Source organism: Streptococcus sp., from assembly GCF_030528045.1.
Lineage (GTDB): Bacteria > Bacillota > Bacilli > Lactobacillales > Streptococcaceae > Streptococcus.
Map to the genome: position 1 here is coordinate 1 of NZ_JAUMZR010000026.1, position 19,398 is coordinate 19,398.

General features: G+C 38.9%; 14 protein-coding genes, 1 tRNA gene, 1 pseudogene and 1 riboswitch. Of the genes and pseudogenes, 12 read left to right on the forward strand and 4 right to left on the reverse strand.

The window, feature by feature from the left end:
- Positions 1-180 (reverse strand): hypothetical protein (locus Q4A91_RS06205; RefSeq protein ID WP_303210767.1); only part of this gene is annotated, 180 nt, incomplete at its 3' end.
- 120 nt (positions 181-300) lie between these two features.
- On the opposite strand from Q4A91_RS06205, the gene Q4A91_RS06210 reads away from it, so the two are divergent.
- From Q4A91_RS06210 to Q4A91_RS06220, 3 genes and pseudogenes are all read left to right on the forward strand, one after another.
- Positions 301-2,817, forward strand: a complete 2,517-nt coding sequence (locus Q4A91_RS06210; RefSeq protein ID WP_303210770.1) for a pneumococcal-type histidine triad protein — start codon at positions 301-303, stop codon at positions 2,815-2,817.
- A gap of 229 nt (positions 2,818-3,046) precedes the next feature.
- Positions 3,047-3,964 carry a metal ABC transporter substrate-binding protein gene (locus Q4A91_RS06215; protein WP_084880670.1) on the forward strand — a complete coding sequence of 306 codons (918 nt, stop codon included), beginning with the start codon at positions 3,047-3,049 and terminating at the stop codon, positions 3,962-3,964.
- 13 nt (positions 3,965-3,977) lie between these two features.
- A pseudogene (locus Q4A91_RS06220) lies at positions 3,978-6,991 on the forward strand (pneumococcal-type histidine triad protein).
- Positions 6,992-7,027: 36 nt separating this feature from the next.
- On the opposite strand, the gene pepT reads toward Q4A91_RS06220, so the two are convergent.
- Complete coding sequence (gene pepT / locus Q4A91_RS06225) at positions 7,028-8,251, reverse strand: peptidase T (protein WP_303210773.1); 1,224 nt, start codon at positions 8,249-8,251, stop codon at positions 7,028-7,030.
- Positions 8,252-8,607: 356 nt separating this feature from the next.
- On the opposite strand from pepT, the gene pitA reads away from it, so the two are divergent.
- The 6 genes from pitA to hemH all read left to right on the forward strand — a co-directional run bounded on the left by pitA (position 8,608) and on the right by hemH (position 16,153).
- Positions 8,608-11,199 carry a PI-2 pilus tip adhesin PitA gene (pitA, locus tag Q4A91_RS06230; RefSeq protein ID WP_303210775.1) on the forward strand — a complete coding sequence of 864 codons (2,592 nt, stop codon included), beginning with the start codon at positions 8,608-8,610 and terminating at the stop codon, positions 11,197-11,199.
- The gene (gene sipA / locus Q4A91_RS06235) at positions 11,199-11,750 is read left to right on the forward strand and encodes a PI-2 pilus system signal peptidase SipA (protein WP_303210777.1); all 552 of its coding nucleotides are present in this window, start codon (positions 11,199-11,201) and stop codon (positions 11,748-11,750) included. The genes pitA and sipA overlap by 1 nt, the downstream gene beginning before the upstream one ends.
- A complete protein-coding gene (locus tag Q4A91_RS06240) occupies positions 11,750-13,015 on the forward strand; it encodes an FctA domain-containing protein (protein ID WP_303210779.1) in 1,266 nt (421 codons plus the stop codon). Before sipA ends, Q4A91_RS06240 begins: the two co-directional genes overlap by 1 nt.
- A 16-nt stretch (positions 13,016-13,031) precedes the next feature.
- Positions 13,032-14,033: a class B sortase gene (gene srtB / locus Q4A91_RS06245; protein WP_303210781.1), complete on the forward strand. Its 1,002-nt coding sequence runs from the start codon at positions 13,032-13,034 to the stop codon at positions 14,031-14,033.
- Positions 14,034-14,108: 75 nt separating this feature from the next.
- Positions 14,109-14,981, forward strand: a complete 873-nt coding sequence (gene srtB / locus Q4A91_RS06250; protein ID WP_303210783.1) for a class B sortase — start codon at positions 14,109-14,111, stop codon at positions 14,979-14,981.
- Between the two features lie 77 nt (positions 14,982-15,058).
- Positions 15,059-16,153, forward strand: a complete 1,095-nt coding sequence (hemH, locus tag Q4A91_RS06255) for a ferrochelatase (RefSeq protein ID WP_303210785.1) — start codon at positions 15,059-15,061, stop codon at positions 16,151-16,153.
- A 43-nt stretch (positions 16,154-16,196) separates the two neighbouring features.
- On the opposite strand, the gene mscL is transcribed toward hemH, so the two are convergent.
- Both mscL and Q4A91_RS06265 read right to left on the reverse strand, forming a co-directional pair.
- Complete coding sequence (mscL, locus tag Q4A91_RS06260) at positions 16,197-16,577, reverse strand: large conductance mechanosensitive channel protein MscL (RefSeq protein WP_000910206.1); 381 nt, start codon at positions 16,575-16,577, stop codon at positions 16,197-16,199.
- A 79-nt stretch (positions 16,578-16,656) separates the two neighbouring features.
- A complete protein-coding gene (locus Q4A91_RS06265) occupies positions 16,657-17,094 on the reverse strand; it encodes a GtrA family protein (RefSeq protein WP_303210786.1) in 438 nt (145 codons plus the stop codon).
- A 30-nt stretch (positions 17,095-17,124) separates the two neighbouring features.
- Positions 17,125-17,221: riboswitch (PreQ1 riboswitch) on the forward strand.
- Here Q4A91_RS06265 and Q4A91_RS06270 point away from each other — a divergent pair.
- The 3 genes from Q4A91_RS06270 (at position 17,219) to Q4A91_RS06280 (ending at position 19,365) form a co-directional block, all read left to right on the forward strand.
- Positions 17,219-17,731 carry a QueT transporter family protein gene (locus Q4A91_RS06270; RefSeq protein WP_303210788.1) on the forward strand — a complete coding sequence of 171 codons (513 nt, stop codon included), beginning with the start codon at positions 17,219-17,221 and terminating at the stop codon, positions 17,729-17,731. Its footprint overlaps the riboswitch before it by 3 nt.
- A gap of 104 nt (positions 17,732-17,835) precedes the next feature.
- A tRNA-Thr gene (locus tag Q4A91_RS06275) sits at positions 17,836-17,908 on the forward strand.
- A gap of 389 nt (positions 17,909-18,297) precedes the next feature.
- Positions 18,298-19,365, forward strand: coding sequence for an aspartate-semialdehyde dehydrogenase (locus tag Q4A91_RS06280; protein ID WP_303210790.1), 1,068 nt, complete (start codon positions 18,298-18,300; stop codon positions 19,363-19,365).
- The last annotated feature ends 33 nt before the right edge of the window (positions 19,366-19,398 follow it).

The window sequence follows — 19,398 nt, forward strand, 5'->3', positions numbered from 1 at the left end:
AACACCCCAAAAGTTAGATTTTTTCTGTCTAACTTTTGGGGTGCAGTTCAAATTTCCATAGTGGTTTTTACCCACTACAGATATTATAGAGCCAGAATTTTCAAGCAAATCTTTCTTATAGAAAGTCCAATCTTGAAAAAGTAGTTGTGGAGAATAAAAAAAAATACTTAACTGGTTCATAAAATCCTTGACAAGTTGCAAATTTAGGAGTAAACTATTAACCAATTAAGTAATAGAAAGGAGTTTCTACAATTTAGAAATGAATTGCAACTAGAAATATCAAAAAGAAAGTGAGTTTCAATGAAAATTAATAAAAAATACCTTGCTGGTTCTGCGGCAGCTTTGATTTTAAGTGTTTGTTCTTATGAGTTGGGACTGTATCAAGCTAGAACAGTAAAAGAAAATAATCGTGTTTCCTATATAGATGGTAAACAACAAGCAGCACAAAAAACGGAGAATATGACTCCTGATGAAGTCAGCAAGAAAGAAGGCATCAATGCGGAGCAAATCGTCATCAAGATAACAGACCAGGGCTATGTCACTTCGCATGGCGACCACTATCATTACTATAATGGCAAAGTCCCTTATGACGCTATCATCAGTGAAGAGTTGCTCATGAAAGATCCAAACTATACGCTAAAAGATGAAGATATTGTCAGTGAAATCAAGGGTGGTTATGTCATCAAGGTAGATGGGAAATACTATGTTTACCTTAAGGATGCATCCCATGCGGATAATGTCCGTACAAAAGAAGAAATCAATAGGCAAAAACAAGAACATAGTCAGCATCGTGAAGGAGGGACTTCAGCAAACGATGGTGCGGTGGCCTTGGCACGTTCACAAGGACGCTACACCACAGACGATGGCTACATCTTTAATGCCTTTGATATCATTGAAGATACTGGTGATGCTTATATCGTTCCTCATGGCGATCATTACCATTACATTCCTAAGAGTGAGTTATCAACCAGCGAATTGGCTGCAGCAGAAGCCTTCCTATCTGGTAGAAGTGGCCAATCAAATACGCCTACTTACCGCCGCACCAATGACGACAGTGCTAGTAGTGATGCAGATGGATGGATCTCATCCTATAATAACCAAGGAAACAGTCATAACAGTCAAAGCAACAGCTATACGAACATGGCTAACAACATTAGCGACGATAGCCAAACAAGTCAAGGTGATGAGGATATTGATAGTCTTCTGAAACAACTTTACGCCTTGCCACTCAGTCAACGACACGTCGAATCAGATGGGCTTATCTTTGATCCGGCACAAATCACAAGAAAAACTGCGAATGGCGTTGCAGTACCTCATGGAGACCATTATCATTTTATCCCCTATTCACAGATGTCTGACTTAGAGCAGAAGATTGCGAGAATGATTTCTGTAAAAGGACAAAATAATGGAAACAACAGGCCAGTAAATACTCAAAAGCAAGCAAATAGTACAGTTGAGCATAAATTTTTAGGAAATTTAATTAAGGCTTATGGTAAAGGTCTGGATGGCAAACCGTACGATACTAGTGATGGATATGTATTCAGTAAAGATTCTATCTATTCAGTTGATAAATCAGGTATTATAGCAAAACATGGAAATCATTTCCATTATGTGGGATTTGGAGAGTTAGAGCAATCTGAATTAGATGAAGTTAGTAAATGGATGAAGGAAAAAGGCCGACCTAATGAGAGCGTTATTCCTTCAGAGAATATGGATAACAAAGAAAAACCAAAATTTGATTCAAAAAAAGTGACTGGTAAAGTGACCAAAGATGGTAAAGTTGGTTATGTTCTTAAAGAAGATGGAAAAGAATACTTCTATTCTCGAGATAAACTTGATCTTACTCAAATTGCTTTTTCTGAACAAGAACTCATGCTTAAGGATAGAGCTCATTATCGTTATGATATAGTAGACACAGGGATCAAACCAAGATTGGCCGTAGATGTCTCAAGTTTGCCGATGCATGCAGCGAATACCACCTATGATACTGGCACTTCATTCATTATCCCACACATTGATCATATTCATGTTGTTCCTTACTCGTGGTTAGAGCCTGATCAAATTGCGACTGTTAAATATGTAATGCAACACCCTGAGGTCCGTCCCGAGGTTTGGTATAAGCCAGGTCATGAGGGCTCAGGATCAGTTATTGCTAATGTAACTCCTCTTGAAAAACGCGTTGGAATGCAGAATTGGCAAATTATCCACTCTGCTGAAGAAGTTCAGGCAGCTCTCTCGGAAGGTCGCTTTGCAAGCCCAGATGGTTATATTTTTGATCCGAAGGATGTATTAGCGAAAGGAACTTTCATATGGAGAGACAGAACATTTAGTATTCCAAGAGCAAATGGTCGTTCATTGAGAACCCTCAATCAATCCGACTTATCAGAAGAAGAATGGAAACAAGCGCAAGATTTAATAGCAGAAAGACTTGAAGAAGAATCCAAAAATGAACCACCTATTCATAGTAATGAAGAATTAAAATCTGGTTCAAATATTACTGAAAATAGTGATGAAAACAAGAATGCTATAGATAAAACTGAAGAGCAACTGAAGAAAAATATAGGGGAAAATGAGAATGGTACAACCAACGAAATTCCTTTAGAAAATAAAGAAAACTCCAAAGAAGAAAATGACGATGATTTACCAGACTATGGGTTAGATAAAGTAACTTTAAATGAACATATAGAAAAGTTAGCAAAAATAGCACAAATCAATCCTAAGTTTCTAATCTTTCAACCAGATGGGGTTCAGTTTTACAATAAAAATGGAGAATTAGTAATGTATGATATTAAGACTCTTAAACAAATAAAACCTTAAAAGATTTTTATTAGTTATAATCTATTCGAAAGGATATTGTTCTATTTTTGATAGGATAATGTCCTTTTCTTTGTTAAAAAAGCTGGGGGTTACTGTCTTAAAAAAATGAATCAAAGAGTCCTAAAACAGTAATTTTATTTTTGGCGATTAAAATCTTGACTTATTAAATAAAAAAAGATAAACTATTTACTAGTTAATTAAATGGTTAAATACTAGTTAAGGAGTAACGATGAAAAAAAGAACATTTCTATTATTAATGGCAAGTTTGCTGGTTCTTGTCTTAGGAGCATGTAGTCAAAAAGAAAAACAAGAAGCAAAAGGGATGAAGATTGTAACAAGTTTTTACCCAATCTATGCCATGGTAAAAGAGGTATCAGGGGACTTGAATGATGTACGGATGATTCAGTCAAGTAGTGGGATTCACTCCTTTGAACCGTCAGCAAATGACATTGCTGCTATTTATGACGCGGATGTCTTTGTCTACCATTCTCATACGCTCGAATCTTGGGCTGGAAGTCTAGATCCTAACTTGAAAAACTCAAAAGTTAAGGTTTTAGAAGCTTCTGAAGGAATGACGTTGGAGCGTGTACCAGGTTTGGAAGATGTTGAAGCTGGTGACGGCATCGATGAAAAAACACTCTACGACCCTCACACTTGGTTAGATCCAGAAAAAGCAGGTGAAGAAGCTCAGATTATCGCTGACAAACTTTCGGAGATTGATAGTGCTAATAAGGAAACGTATCAAAAGAATGCTAAAAACTTTATCGCTAAAGCCCAAGAATTGACTAAGAAGTACCAGCCTATTTTTGAAAAAGCGAGTCAAAAGACCTTTGTTACACAACACACAGCCTTTTCTTATCTCGCTAAACGCTTTGGTTTGAAACAACTTGGTATAGCAGGGATTTCCCCTGAACAAGAGCCAAGTCCGAGACAACTAACAGAAATTCAAGAATTCGTTAAGACCTATAAGGTTAAAACCATCTTTACTGAGAGCAATGCTTCTTCTAAAGTCGCTGAGACTTTGGTCAAATCAACAGGAGTTAGCCTAAAGACACTCAATCCTTTAGAAGCAGATCCTGAAAATGACAAAACTTACTTAGAAAATCTAGAAGAAAACATGAATGTTCTTGCAGAAGAATTAAAATGAGGAGATGATGAAAATGAAGAAGAAATACCTTGCAACAGGATCGGCTCTTGTCCTTTCTCTAAACCTTTGCATCTATGCATTGAACCAACACCAGGTAGAAGGAAACAAAGATAATAACCGTGTGTCTTACGTTGATGGGAAGCAAGACACTAAAAAAGCAGAGAATCAGACACCAGATCAAGTTAGCAAAAAAGAAGACATTCAGGCTGAATAAATTGTTGTGAAAATTACCGATCAAGGTTATGTGACTTCACATGGTGATCATTTCCATTATTACAATGGTAAAGTTCCTTTTGACGCGATTTTCAGCGAGGAGCTTTTGATGAAAGATGCCAATTATCAACTGAAAGACGCTGATATTGTTAATGAAATCAAAGGTGGTTACATTATCAAGGTGGATGGTAAGTATTATGTTTACCTTAAGGATGCGGCACGTGCTGATAAAGTTCGTACGAAGGACGAAATTGAACGCCAAAAACAAGGTCATACTCACGATGCACCAACTTCTAACAGTGCAGTGACACTTGCGCAATCACAAGGCCGTTATACTACCGACGATGCCTACATCTTTAATCCGTCTGATATTATCGAGGATACTGGAGATGCTTATATTGTCCCTCATGGTGGACATTACCACTATATTCCAAAGAACTCCTTGTCTGCTAGTGAATTGGCTGCTGCCCAAGCCTACCTCTCTGGAACTAGAAAACAAGCAAGTGTGACTGACTATCGTCCGAGTCCAAACACAACTAGTCAAACGACTAATCTGAGTCAAGAAGATGAAACATCAAGCAATCCAGAAGAGAGCTTACAGACTCTATTGCAGCAACTCTATGCTCTTCCAAGTAGTCAACGTTATGCTGAATCAGATGGCTTGATTTTTGATCCTGCTAAGATTTCAAGTAGAACGCCGAGTGGCGTGGCGATTCCTCACGGAAATCACTATCATTTCATCCCATATACAAAGCTTTCTGCCTTGGAAGAAAAGATTGCGCGTATGATTCCTTTATCTAGCGACAGTGGGAAGCCAACACCTTTAGAAAATCCAAGCAAACCAGCAGAGCATCCGGCTCAACAAGATCATCATGACCAAGACGGTGACCATGGAAGTCAGGGTACCAACCATGAAGAACATGACCATGATGGAGAGGAGCATGACACCATCATGGCGAAGAACATGATCATGGTTTTGCAGCTGACCGTGTTATTAGTGAAGATGAGTAAGGTTTTGTAGTTTCTCATGGAGATCACGCTCATTATTTCTTTAAGAAGGACTTGACTGCAGCCCAAATCAAAGCTGCCCAAGATCACTTGAAAGAAAATCATCAGTCTCAGCACGTTCAACTACTTGCAAAGACTGTGGAAAGTTTCTCAAGAGATGCGAGCGATGAAGAAAAAATCAAGTATATCTCACAGACCTACGGGGTTCCCCTCGAAGCGATTCGCATTTCAAATGGATTCTTTGTCTTTGGAAATCCGAATCAAGTTTATGATCCAACCAATATCCATCCTTATGCCGTTCGAAAAGAACATGTTCGTATTCCTCTCCAAACTGGGAATCCAGAACTGGATTTCCTAAATGAACTGTATACAACTGCCCTACGTGATGGGGTATCTCCTTATAGTTTACAGGTAGAAAGTGGTAGTTTTGTGATTCCTCACGGAGACCACAATCACTACATTAAGGTTCAAACTAAGGGCTATGAAGTAGCTTTGAAAAATAAGATTCCGGCCCTACAATCGACCTATCAACCTGGAGCATTTGATGAACAAACAGTTCTATCTAAGGTGGATCAACTTTTAGCAGATAGCAGAAGTCTCTACAAAGACCAGCCAATCATGCAGAGACGTGTTGAACTTGCTTTGGGGCAGTTCACCGAAAATATGAAAAAATTGGCAACAAACTCAACTGCTGGATATCTAGCAGCCTTGGATCTCTTTGATAAACAGTATATCCATGTGGATCAAAGTGTGGCACCGGTTGAAACTTCACCTTTAGATAAGAAGTACCAAGCCCTTGTAGATAAGATCAATACACTGGATACGGACACTTATGGCTTGCCTAAGAAAGATCTTTTGGTACATTTGCAGGAAGCAAAACTAGCACAGGATGAGACAGAGTTGGCTGCCATTGAAGCGAAACTTCAGGCCTTGCAAGATTTCCGAGATCGGACAGGAGTCACAACAGTAGAGTACATCAAGTACTTCTACGAACATGTGTCTGATGGTCGTTTGAGAGAAGAACTTCGGAACCGTGTTGCTCAGTTGACATGGGAACTTTACCAGTCACAATCTTTCCTCAAAGCAACCGATTTGAACAAGCTATTCCCAACTATTTACCAAACTAAGCTAGAAGTAGAAGAAGCTCTCAAAGAAGAACCCGTTTCTACAAAAGCTGGTAAGACTATTCTAGATACGGAAAAAGTAGATAGTCAAACTGCTAAGACAGCCATCTATGAATTCCTAAAAGAACTCTACGGTGATTTTATGCCAGAAGAGCGGGTTAGCCATGTTAAGAAGGAAGAAGTGGATGCTCTTCTAACAAAAGCTGCTCAACTCCTAGCGCGTGTCAAAGAAGATGGTGTCAAACAATCCCTAGCTGAAGAAGCAGCTAATATCAAAGCGGCTACTGAAAAGGAAAATGCAGACCTTGACGAAGCTAAAACACAACTTGAGGATCTTTAGAAAAAAGAAACAGAACAAGATCCGCAAACTGTGATCATCTACCAAAAACTCTATAATGTCTTGCTCTCTCTTCACAAGTACTTAGAGGATAACAAAGGATCTGATGCTGACTTTTAACGTGTCGATGCCCTTTTTGATCAACTTGCGGCCAAAAGCAGTGATAAAGAAGCTCTCCTCACTCTAGCTAAAGAGATCATTAGCTTGAACCAGGAACTCCGTTCAAAAGCAAGTGAAACTGATAGCCAATCTAAGTCCGAGAAAGACAGTGAAACAGCTACTTCTAAACCAACAGAAAAGCAAGCACAAAGTGAGTCTGAGACAAGTGCTCAACCAAATGAATAAAAAGAAAGGCGAAGTAGCTGAGCTACCTCGTCTTTTTTAGTCTTTATAAGATACAATGCCAACGATGGTATCCACCGCACGCTCCATAGTCTGAAGGCTGACGTATTCAAAACGTCCATGCATGTTTTCACCACCAGCAAAGATATTTGGAGTTGGGATACCCATAAAGGAAATCTTAGACCCATCTGTTCCACCACGGATTGGTTCGATAATTGGCGTGATACCTAAATCTTCCATAACAGCCTTAGCAATGGTAACAGGCGTCATGTCTTTCTCGATGACTTCTTTCATATTGTAGTACTGGTCTGTCAGAGTTAAGGTCACGCGATCATTCCCAAGTTCTTGATTCATCTTGTCTGCAATAGACTGCATAGCTTCTTTACGTGCTTCAAAGGCATCCTTTTCAAAGTCACGGATGATGTAGCTTGCACGCGCCTCCTCGACACTACCTGACACATCCATAAGATGATAGAAACCTTGATAACCGTCTGTCAATTCAGGTCGGTCATTCTCTGGAAGTTGATTATGAAAATCAATCGCTAGCTGAAGGGCATTGACCATCTGTCCTTTAGCAGTACCAGGGTGAACATTGCGCCCTTGGAAATGAAGGTCAGCAGCAGCTGCTGAGAAAGTCTCGTACTGAAGCTCCCCTAGTGGGCCACCATCAACAGTATAGGCAAAGTCAACGTCAAAGTCTTCAGCATCAAAATTGTTAGCTCCAACACCGATTTCTTCATCTGGACCAAAACCAACACGGATTTCACAGTGTTTGATTTCAGGGTGAGCAGTCAGATATTCAATAGCTGTCATAATCTCAGCAATCCCAGATTTGTCATCAGCACCCAGCAAGGTCGTGCCATCAGTTGTGATAAGCGTTTGGCCTGGATATTTCTCAAGGCTCTTGAAATCAGCAGGATCGAGTTTAAAGCCAGAATCGCCTAAGTTGATAGCTCCACCATCGTAATTTTCGATGACTTGCGGATTAACTCCCTCAGCATTAAAGCCAGCAGTATCCATGTGGGAGATGAAGCCAATCTTGCGTGTCAAGCTAGGATCATTAGCTGGTAAGGTACCAATAGCAAAACCATTTGGAAGGTAGTAAACATTTTGCAGACCGACACGTTTCATTTCGGGAATAAGAACATTGGTCGCAAAATCTACCTGGCTTTGCGTACTTGGAGTAGTAGTAGAGTGTTTATCAGAACGCGTGTTGACCTTAACGTAGGTCAAAAAACGATCTAAAAGGTTCGGATAAGTCATAAAAACTCCTTTAACAATCATAAAATAGAATGCAAACTTCGGAAAAAACCTTATTCTGAAAATTTCATGAATTTTGAAAAAATATAATAATTCAAATTCAATAGACTTTCAAATGAAATCTTGGGCATTTTAGAATAAAATATATGCATTGATATTTTATGAGATTTTTTATTTTTTTTCATTTTACCATAGAATAGTTTGAAAGACAAAGAAGAATCATACTCTTTTATTAATTAACATAATATAAAATCAATCATATTAATTGACACTGCGTGAACTTTATTGTACAATTATCATGTAAATGACCTAGATTGATATAGTAACGATATTAGTATATTCTAGTTAAGGAGAATAAAATGAACATTCGCTTCGATTTTAAGAAAGTTCAAATTATTGCGCGCCGTTTAGTTACACTGTTAGCTATTCTCTTTTTGTGTGCTCCGATAAGTCTGTTAAATGCAGATTCTACTACAGAACCTCAGACAACCCTTCATAAAACGATTACTCCGATATCAGGACAGGATGACAAGTATGAGTTGTCATTGGATATCACGTCCAAACTGGGAACAGAAACTCAAACGGATCCCTTGGATGTTGTTTTAGTAGCAGACCTCTCAGGAAGTATGCAGAATCAGGATATCCAATCTTTTGATGGACGGACGATCAGTCGGATTGACGCATTGAAAAATACTCTAAGAGGAACAAATGGTCGTAAGGGATTAATTGATACCATTCTATCCAATTCTAATAACCGTTTATCTATGGTAGGATTTGGTGGGAAAATTGACAATAAAAAGGATGATCAGTATTGGGATGGAAATAAATGGAGACTTTTTAGACCATACTGGCCCTATGAACGGATGACAAAATACTATGATGGTGTTTCACCATGGGATGATGCTAACACGATTTTAGGATGGAGTAACAATGCTCGTGCTGCTAAAACAGCGGTATACAACATGAGTATTGCAGGAGGTAATTCCATTGGTACTGAGTCAGGGATTGGTACTGGGACCAATATTGGGGCTGGATTAACCTTGGCCAACCAGTTAATGGGAAGTGCAAGATCTAATGCTAAGAAAGTCGTTATTTTGCTTTCAGATGGCTTTGCGAATATGGTCTACGATGCTAATGGTTACACTATATATAACTACAATAACGAGGATCCTACTATCGAAACAGCTCCCCAGTGGTTTTGGGATAGATTAAATAATAATTTAAATAGTCTATCATATAGCTTGGCTCCAACACTTGATGGTTTCTATTCGATTAAATTTCGTTATTCAAACAATGTCGACAGTATTACCAGTCTGCAATATTATATGAGACAACATAATGCCTCCATTCCAAATGAAATATTCTCTGCAAATGATGAAGACCAGTTACGGGACAGTTTCAAATATATCACTGATAAGATTCTGCCACTGGGAATCCACCACGTGACCATAAAAGATGTTCTTTCTAAGTATGTCCAGCTATTACCGAACGGATCGTCAGAGTTTCGTGTAGTGAAAGAAAAGGCTGGTAGCAGTGAAACATTAACCGAAGAGCAGGTAACTTTTGATACCAAGACAACGTCAGAAGGATTAGTGGAAGTTACGGCTAACTTTTCTCCGAATTATTCCTTAGAAGATGGAGCTAGATATGTCCTCAAATTTACTGTTACATCAAGTCAAGATGCCTTAGATGCCATTGCTGGTGATAAAAAACTAGAGGCTGGTGATGCTGAAAGTTCTGATGTCAATAAACTATACTCCAATAAAGGTGCCAGTGTCACCTATTCCTATGGAATAGGCACCTCTCAAACCAAGACCAAAGAATACTCTGACAACCCAACCTTTAAGCCTTCAGATCCATTAACGGTACCAGTGGAAGTTGAATGGCAAGGTGTGACGGGTGCGAGAACTGTTATTACAGCTGATCAACCGAGTAATGTTGAACTGAAACTGGTTCAAAAGAACAAGAACGGAGGTTCTGACAATCAAGAATATCGAAAGACCAATGTGAATGTTAGAAAAAACGTATCTAATGAAACGAGGAACTTTGAAAAAGTTGCCAAAGGATATCAATACGATTTAATTGCACCGGACGTCCCAGCCTTTACTAAAGAAATAAAAAATGTTGGTACAGAAACTAAACCATCCTTCAAGGTAATCTATAAACAATTGCCAAGTCTGACGATTAAGAAAGTGTTGGAAGCTGAAAATAACTTGAACAAGGAGTTTAGGATTAAGGTAAAACTAACTTCTCCTGATTCTACGCCATTGAATGGAACTTTTGGAGAGATAACCGTTGTGAATGGAGAAGCGGAGATCCGTGTCGAAAAACGAAAACGTTGGAAAGGTATTCTAAGCTATCTTCCTCGAGGAACCCACTACAAGGTTGAAGAAGAAGCGGCATCAACGAACGGCTACCACGTTACATATGAGAATCAAGAGGGCGATCTGAATAAAGACGAAACCAGTATTGTCACGAATCACAAGCTTCCAAGTTTATCCGTTACAAAAAAAGTAACAGGTGTATTTGCCAATCTATTAAAATCTTTTAAGATTACCATTAACATAAAGGATGCTCAGGATAGAGCATTGAATGGTTCCTATAATGTTTTGGTGAATGACAAAAGAACCCCTCTGCAATTTACGAATGGTCGAGCATCTATTGATCTCAACAAAGACCAAACCATAAAAATTGATGGACTTCCACTTGATAGTCACTATATCGTAGAAGAGGAATCAAACTCTTCTCGTGGATATCAGGTATCTTATGAAAATCAAGAAGGCAAACTAGATGGGGACAAGTCCGCGACAGTCACAAATAATAAGAATAGTGTACCTGAAACCGGAGTTGACTTCCTCAGCAGTACACTCGTGTTAGGAATAATCCTTCCTCTAGGGGGAATCTTCTTTACAATCCTACTCGGATATCTAGTGGTACATAGGAGAAAATAATGCTACTTAAAAAGAAACACAAGGAAACAGTAACACAAGTCAATCGGGATAAGTCTCCGCCGAGTGTATGGGGAGATATCCTCTACTTAGTCAGTAAGCTTCTGATGGTTGGGTTTGTACTGGCCACCCTTTACTTTTTTGTCTTTGGACTATTGAGATACAATGACGATGGCATGAAGCCAGCCCTAAAAGATGGCGACTTGGTTGTCTACTATAGGTTGGATAAACGTTATTCGATTGGTGATCTGCTCGTCTATAGTTATAAGGGTAAGGAAAGAGTGGCGCGTGTCATTGCAACCGAAGGAAGTACGATCGATATAAACGAAAATGGTCTCATCATCAACGGTTCTCCTCAACAAGAGCAGGATATCTACAAAGAAACGTTGCTCTATAAGGAAGGGGCTACCTTCCCAATGAAAGTCCCGGCAGGACAACTCTTTGTCCTCGGGGACAATCGAACAACGGCTGTAGATAGTCGTGCTTTTGGAACCATTCCTATACAGGATACCCATGGCAAGGTGGTAACAGTCCTAAGGCGACGGGGCTTTTGATGACAATTTATGAAAAGAGAAATTTAAAAATAAAAGGAATAATCATGAAAAAAACATTTTTGAAAAAATTAGTTACTGCAAGCATTGCAGCTGTAACCGCCTTGTCGGTCTTTAGAGGAGTGCCAACATTTGCGGATGATAATGATGTGGCAACTGCCAAAGCAAATGGTGAAACAAGTGCAAAAGTTTCTATTAATAAGGTGTTGAATATTGCGGAAGGAATTACAACACCTGAAGCAACCTTTACTTTTACTTTCACCCCTAAAACTGGTACATCATCAAATGGTGCACCTTATGAAACAATTGATTCTTCTAATGGTCAAATTACAGATAAAAATGTATCTTATTCTGGAACAGACGTTTTAGCAACTGGCCAAACTAACATTAAGAAAGAAACCGGCGATATTTTTAGAGAAGTGAACTATACACATGCTGGTGAATATGTCTATACTGTTGCTGAAAAACAAAATGTTGGTTGGAAAGTTATTCAAAAAAATGGTTCACCTATTGATTTTATGACATATGATAATCGCAACTATGAAATGCACGTTATTGTTAAGAACAAAACTACAGGAGGAACATATATTTCTTCTGTGTATTTTAAACAAGTATCCCCAAGTGTGAATGGTAAAGTAAAACCATCTGAAAGTGGAACTACTTACAAATATGATCTTTTCACTAACATTTATCGTAAAAATGCTGGTAAAATTACAGATCCAAATGAACCAAACCCTAATAAACCAAATGTTTCAAAAGTTGACCCAAATGCTAAATCTTTAGTAATTAAAAAAGTTGTATCAGGTGCTACTGCAGATAAATCAAAAGATTTCACTTTCAAGCTTACTTTCACAAAAGCATCTACAGAAACTTCACAATCAATCACTGGTAAAATCGGTGAAACCTCAAAAACATTTGTCTATGGTCAAGAAACGACTATAACACTACGTCACGATCAATCTTTGGTGTTTGACACAATTCCTGCTGGTACTCGTTATAAATTGGTTGAAACTGGATCTCAAGGTTACACAGCTTCAGCTGCATATAAAGAGAACGGAGCATCAAAAAATCAAGCTGGTACAGTTTCTACAAATTTCACTCAAGATAGTATCCTTATTGGTGAAAAACCAAACGATAACACTATCACAAATAGTTTACCAGACGTTACCCCTACTGGTCTCTTGATTGACAACCTTCCTTTCATCTTGATGATTGGTCTTGGTTTGGCTGGATTTGTTGTTTTGTCTAAAAAACGCAGACAAGCTTAAGCAAGTGGTTTGACCAATGAAAATCAAGCGTGAGAAACCAAAAAGGAGTTTGTCTAGGCGTCTGGTACTTGCTGTAGATGCATTGATGAATCATATCTTGCTCCTATTGGCAGCCTTAGTCTTTCTCTTTGGTTTCTACGCCCTTTGGGATGCCAATCAGGTCTATTCTCAGGCTTCATCAAGTGAGTATGAGGCTTATAGACCTGTTAGTACCAGTGAGAAAGATGAGCTTGCTAGTTTTTCTGGCTTTCATAAGCTACAGCAAGTCAATCCAGAGGTTCTCGGCTGGATCAATGTCTATGGCACCAATATCGACTACCCCTTAGTCCAAGCCAAAGACAATGAAAAGTACCTGAACAAAGATTCCAAGGGAGAATTTGCAGCTACAGGGGCTATTTTCCTTGAGGCTCGAAATGAATCCAAGTTCGAAGACTTTAATACCATCATCTACGGACACCATGTAGAAAATGGGGTTATGTTTGGAGATGTAGCAAAGTTTTCTGATAAGGAATTTTTTGACCAGCATCATTACGGTAGTATTTACTATAATGGTGTTGAAAAAGGTCTTGAGATATTTGAGATGCTCGAGGTAGACGCCTATGACTTTAACATCTACGATCCAGGTATTAATGGGGATGATCGGCGCCAAGAATATATCGATCACTTACTCTCGGTTGCCATCCACAAACGAGACATTACACTAGGGCCAAATGACCATATCATCCTTCTCAGTACCTGTTTCCTAGATGTAACAAATGGGAGACATATCGTAGTTGCCAAGATTACGGATACGGTTCCAAAGAACACCTTCCATACGAAAAAATCAAAACCATTCCCTTACAGTGTCTTTGATGATTCGTCACTTGGACGATTTCTCTCATCGATTCCTTTGTGGATATGGTATATCATCTTATTTATCTTGCTCTTGCTATTGATCTTCTTGCTCGTCATCCTCTACTTGATCTTGCGTCGTAGAAGAGAAGCAAAGGAAGAAGGGGCAGATACCATTACTGACTAAACTACCAATAGAAGAGAAAGGGACAGCCTCTCTTGCTCTTTTATTTTCAAGGCTAGAAAGGAGAAAGAAGGAAATATGAAAACAAGTACGAGTCACAAGACCATAAAGGTCATTCTATCCCTCTTTCTAGCTTTTTTCTGTCTTTTTACAGCTGATAGAGTTCTTGCGAGTGACTACGATCATTATAATCCCATTGAAAAGGATGCCAGCAGTACGGACTTTGAAACTCTGCAGCACCTCAACAAGGATGTTTGTGGTTGGATTAGCCTTGATGGGACCAAGGTAGACTATCCCCTCTTGCAGAGTCAGGACAATGTCAAATACCTTGACCGCAATGCCTTTGGCGACTATACTGTGTCAGGTTCTATATTCCTAGACTATCGTTTTAACCCAAGTTTTACGGACTTTAACACCATCATCTATGGTCACTCCATGGCTTCTGGTGCTATGTTTGGGGAGATTCAAAAATTTGCGGATCAAGATTTTTTTGAAAAGCATCGCTATGGTTCTATCTACTACAATGGTCGTGAACGTGGTCTTGAGATATTTGGGATTTTAGAAGTGGATGCCTATGATACAGAGATTTACCGGACTTTGAGTTCCAAAGATGAGGAACACCAGGCTTACTATCAATATCTGCTAAGTAAAGCCAAGTACAAGCGAGATGTCTCCTTGACCTCAACGGACAAGATTGTTTTGTTAAGCACCTGTTTCCTTAATATTACCAACGGAAGACATATCCTCTTAGCTAAAATAACGGATGCACCAGTAAAAGTAGCCCAGGATAAAAGTGGGGAAGCAGTAGGAGCACGCTATTTTGACCAAGGGATTCCAACTCATTGGATTTATATCCTTGCCTTTCTTCTCCTGATTATCGTTATTTTACTCCTTGTTGTTATCATCCTAACCATAAGGCGAGATAGAAAGACAAAAGAACAAAAGAAATAGTAGACGTCGGAAGCGTTTACTATTTTTTTCTTTCATGATAGAATGGATAGTGAAAATAATATCATAAGGATGATAACATGAAAAAAGCTATATTGATGATGACCTTTGGATCTCCGGAAGAGATTAGTTTTGAAGGAGTAGCAGAATTTTTTACAAACATTCGTCGTGGTGTTAGACCCCAAGACCACGAGATTCAGACCCTCTATGACAACTACGTCCTTATCGGTGGGACACCTTTGCAGCGGATTACAAGGGAAGAAGTTGCTTTAGTAAGAGAACGTATAGGGGAGGAGTACGGTGTCTACTTTGCCAATAAGTTTTCTCGCCCCTTTATCCCAGACGTGATCAAGCAGATGGAGTCTGATGGTATTGAAGAATGTATTTGTTTGATTTTGGAACCTCATTATTCCTTTTACTCAGTCATGGGCTATGAAAAGTTTTTGGAAAGCCAGCAGATCCGATTTTTAATTATTAAGGACTGGTATCAACAACAGCCTTTGCTAGACTTCTGGACAGATGAGATTAGAAAAATTTTACGAAACCATGTGGGAGAAGAGTCTTTCAAGGTAATCTTTTCAGCACACAGTGTTCCCATTTTTGCCTTGGACTATGGAGATCCTTATATCGATCAGATTTTTGATAATAGTAAGCTCATTGCTGAACAACTCGGCCTAACAGCCGACCAGTATACCAATACTTGGCAGAGCGAAAGCGATATTGGAATCCCTTGGATCAAGCCAGATGTCTTAGAATATTTACGAGAACAAAAGCAACATCCAGAGCATTATATTTTTGTCCCGATTAGTTTTATCAGTGAGCACATTGAAGTCTTGTTCGATAATGATGTGGAATGTTATGAGTTGTGTCAAGAAATAGGTGTCACCTACCATCGTCCACCTATGCCTAATACGGATAGCCGTTTAATTGACGCTTTAGTTACTACTGTACGAGCCAATGAAGACAAAGAATTCAAAGCTTTTCTCCCAGAAGAAGAAACCTTTGATGAGTTAGCACCTTCGGCAACTACAAAGGACATCATGGAGGAGACAGACGACCTTCAGATGCCAGAATTTGTCAAAAAGCTCATTGAGAAAAAAGGCCGTGAAAATGTCAAGATGCCTTACTTAATTAAGAAAATACTCGAAAAAGCTGGGAAGTTACCAAAAGAGTAAAGAAAAAAAAGGATTTAGCTTTAAGCTAAATCCTTTATCTGTTTTATTTTTTCTCAAGAAGAGCTTTGATTTCTTGAAGAACTTCAAGTTCAGTTGGAGCAGCAGGTGCTTCCTCAACCACTTCCTCTTTCTTGCGAAGGTTTTGCGCTTTTTCCATAGCTTTAATAACGAAGAAAAGCACAGTACCTACAACGAGAAAGTTGATAATAGCACTCAAGAATTTACCATATGTAACACCATTCCATGCAAGCTCAGCGATGTTTTGTACTTTCGCAGCTTCCAAAGCTGGGTTCAATAGAAGTGGAGTGATGATATCGTTAACAAATGAAGTAACGATAGCACCAAATGCAGAGGCAATGATCACACCGACAGCGAGGTCAACGACATTACCACGAAGCAAGAATTCTTTAAGATCCTTTAACATTTTCATAAATTCCTTTCCTAATTTTCTAATTTATTATATCCTAAATTGTGACAAAAAGCAACTTGAACGCTCAAAGTGGTCAGTTGCTCCCTTTAAAAATATAGATTTTACTGAAAATATAGTTTAAAATGATGATCAAAATTTGTGCTAGGATAGTTTCAATCGTATTAACCCTATCTATATTAAATTCGAGAAACTGGCCAATAATATCAGGAAAAGTTGTAACAAAGATATAAGTTAAAAGAACGTCAAGACCAAGAGTAGAAAGACGAGCTAAGAAAAACTTAGCCAGGCGGGTTGGCCAATTCCTTCTATGTTGTTTAAAGACGATTGTATCATTTGTGAGAAAGGCAAAGAGAATCCCGATAATATTTGCGAGGGCAGTTGCGAGGATTTCCTGGTGGCTGATATGGTAAATAACCAAACGTGATACAATAGAAACCAGAGTAGTAGCACCACCAAAAAATAGGTAGGAGAGGATTTCGTTATCAAAGAAAGCTTTTATTAGTTTTTTCATGATTTTAGTATAGCATAAAACTGGCTAATGTGCTATACACTAGTAAGGTTGATAACTTCAACCCTTGGTGCTTAGCTTCTTTCACCAAGCATATTTTACGCGGGAAACCGCTAAAGGAGAAAACATGAAAAAATTAACTGTTCGTGACATGGCAGATATTGCTATTGTTGCTGCTATTTATGTGGTTTTGACTATTACGCCACCAATCAATGTTCTTAGTTTTGGGGTGTATCAGTTCCGTATTTCAGAAATGCTGAATTTCTTGGCATTTTACAACCCTAAATACATTTTTGGTGTGACAATTGGTTGTATGATTGCTAATTTATTTAGTAGTTTTGGCCTAATTGATGTCTTTGTCGGCGGGGGATCTACTCTAGTTTTCCTTAGTCTAGGTGTTTGGCTCTTTAGCAAGTATAAGAAAGACTATTTGTTCAATGGTTTGATTCGAAAAGATCATTTCTTCTTTTCAATCCTCTTCTCCATTTCAATGATTACCATTGCAGCTGAACTTCATATCGTTGCAGAAGCACCGTTCTTCTTCACATGGTTCTCTACTGGAATTGGTGAGTTTGCATCACTTATCGTAGGTGCGATTTTGATTGGTGAACTGGGACAGCGAATCGATCTAACAAAATAAGAAGTTTATAAGCTAGATTCTTGATAAGTCTAGCTTTTTTCATTCCATAAATTAAAAGAGAGCGCTTGACAAGAATATAGAACTATAGTATACTTTTTAGGTAAGCTGATTTAGCTCAGTTGGCAGAGCGCATCCATGGTAAGGATGAGGTCGCCGGTTCAATCCCGGCAATTAGCATTAAATAGATAGAAAAACCCTTAATTACAAGGGTTTTTGTTGTGTCTGCCCCAAATTTTTCAAAGATATTTCTTATGCACCTGTATAAATGAAGCAAAGAGTTTTGGCTGTTGACAAAAGTGACTCTATCTAGTAGAATAGTAGATGCGATGAGTCGATAGGTAGTCTTCGGACTACTATTGAGCATAAGGAGGTCATAACGCAGGAGCGGACCTTGATGAGTTGTGTGAACCTGCTCATCACATGAAGATGCCTCTTAGTCCCTGGTCAATGACTAGGGATTTTTAATTTTCAGAAAATATAACCCAAAAATGCTTTTCAATTTCTGGAAAAAGTAGTATAATACATCTATTATAGAAATTTTTAGAAAATTCCGAAAGAGGTTATTTATGGGATATACAGTTGCTGTAGTCGGCGCGACAGGTGCTGTCGGAGCTCAGATGATAAAAATGTTGGAAGAATCAACACTTCCAATCGATAAAATTCGTTACCTTGCTTCTGCACGTTCAGCAGGCAAGACTTTGAAATTTAAGGACCAAGATATTACGATTGAAGAAACGACTGAGACAGCTTTTGAGGGTGTTGATATTGCACTCTTCTCAGCAGGTGGTTCGACATCAGCTAAGTATGCACCATACGCAGTTCAAGCTGGAGCGGTAGTAGTAGATAATACATCTTATTTCCGCCAAAATCCAGACGTACCATTGGTTGTCCCAGAGGTCAATGCTCACGCACTTGATGCCCACAACGGGATTATTGCTTGCCCTAACTGTTCAACAATCCAAATGATGGTGGCTCTTGAACCGGTTCGTCAAAAATGGGGCTTGGACCGTATCATCGTTTCAACTTACCAAGCAGTCTCTGGTGCAGGTATGGGAGCGATTCTTGAAACACAACGTGAACTTCGTGAAGTGTTGAACGATGGTGTTAAACCACGTGATTTACATGCAGAAATCTTGCCTTCAGGTGGTGATAAGAAACACTACCCTATCGCCTTTAACGCTCTTCCACAAATCGATGTCTTCACGGACAATGATTACACATACGAAGAGATGAAGATGACCAAGGAAACGAAGAAAATCATGGAAGATGATAGCATTGCAGTGTCTGCAACATGTGTTCGTATTCCAGTCTTGTCAGCTCACTCTGAGTCAGTTTATATCGAAACAAAAGAAGTGGCTCCAATCGAAGAAGTGAAAGCAGCTATCGCAGCCTTCCCAGGTGCAGTTCTTGAAGATGATGTAGCGCATCAAATCTATCCTCAAGCTATCAATGCTGTTGGTTCACGTGATACCTTTGTTGGTCGTATCCGTAAAGACTTGGATGCTGAAAAAGGAATCCACATGTGGGTTGTTTCAGATAACCTTCTCAAAGGTGCTGCTTGGAACTCAGTTCAGATCGCAGAAACACTTCACGAACGTGGATTGGTTCGTCCAACAACTGAGTTGAAATTTTAATTAAAATAGTCATATCGTTTAGGAGTTCAGATG

What these genes read in the sequence shown, in the direction of transcription:
- Q4A91_RS06210 (WP_303210770.1), top strand. Translation starts at nt 301, where the DNA reads ATGAAAATTAATAAAAAATACCTTGCTGGTTCTGCGGCAGCTTTGATT.
- Q4A91_RS06215 (WP_084880670.1), top strand. Translation starts at nt 3,047, where the DNA reads ATGAAAAAAAGAACATTTCTATTATTAATGGCAAGTTTGCTGGTTCTT.
- pepT (WP_303210773.1), bottom strand. Translation starts at nt 8,251, where the DNA reads ATGACTTATCCGAACCTTTTAGATCGTTTTTTGACCTACGTTAAGGTC.
- pitA (WP_303210775.1), top strand. Translation starts at nt 8,608, where the DNA reads ATGAACATTCGCTTCGATTTTAAGAAAGTTCAAATTATTGCGCGCCGT.
- sipA (WP_303210777.1), top strand. Translation starts at nt 11,199, where the DNA reads ATGCTACTTAAAAAGAAACACAAGGAAACAGTAACACAAGTCAATCGG.
- Q4A91_RS06240 (WP_303210779.1), top strand. Translation starts at nt 11,750, where the DNA reads ATGACAATTTATGAAAAGAGAAATTTAAAAATAAAAGGAATAATCATG.
- srtB (WP_303210781.1), top strand. Translation starts at nt 13,032, where the DNA reads ATGAAAATCAAGCGTGAGAAACCAAAAAGGAGTTTGTCTAGGCGTCTG.
- srtB (WP_303210783.1), top strand. Translation starts at nt 14,109, where the DNA reads ATGAAAACAAGTACGAGTCACAAGACCATAAAGGTCATTCTATCCCTC.
- hemH (WP_303210785.1), top strand. Translation starts at nt 15,059, where the DNA reads ATGAAAAAAGCTATATTGATGATGACCTTTGGATCTCCGGAAGAGATT.
- mscL (WP_000910206.1), bottom strand. Translation starts at nt 16,577, where the DNA reads ATGTTAAAGGATCTTAAAGAATTCTTGCTTCGTGGTAATGTCGTTGAC.
- Q4A91_RS06265 (WP_303210786.1), bottom strand. Translation starts at nt 17,094, where the DNA reads ATGAAAAAACTAATAAAAGCTTTCTTTGATAACGAAATCCTCTCCTAC.
- Q4A91_RS06270 (WP_303210788.1), top strand. Translation starts at nt 17,219, where the DNA reads ATGAAAAAATTAACTGTTCGTGACATGGCAGATATTGCTATTGTTGCT.
- Q4A91_RS06280 (WP_303210790.1), top strand. Translation starts at nt 18,298, where the DNA reads ATGGGATATACAGTTGCTGTAGTCGGCGCGACAGGTGCTGTCGGAGCT.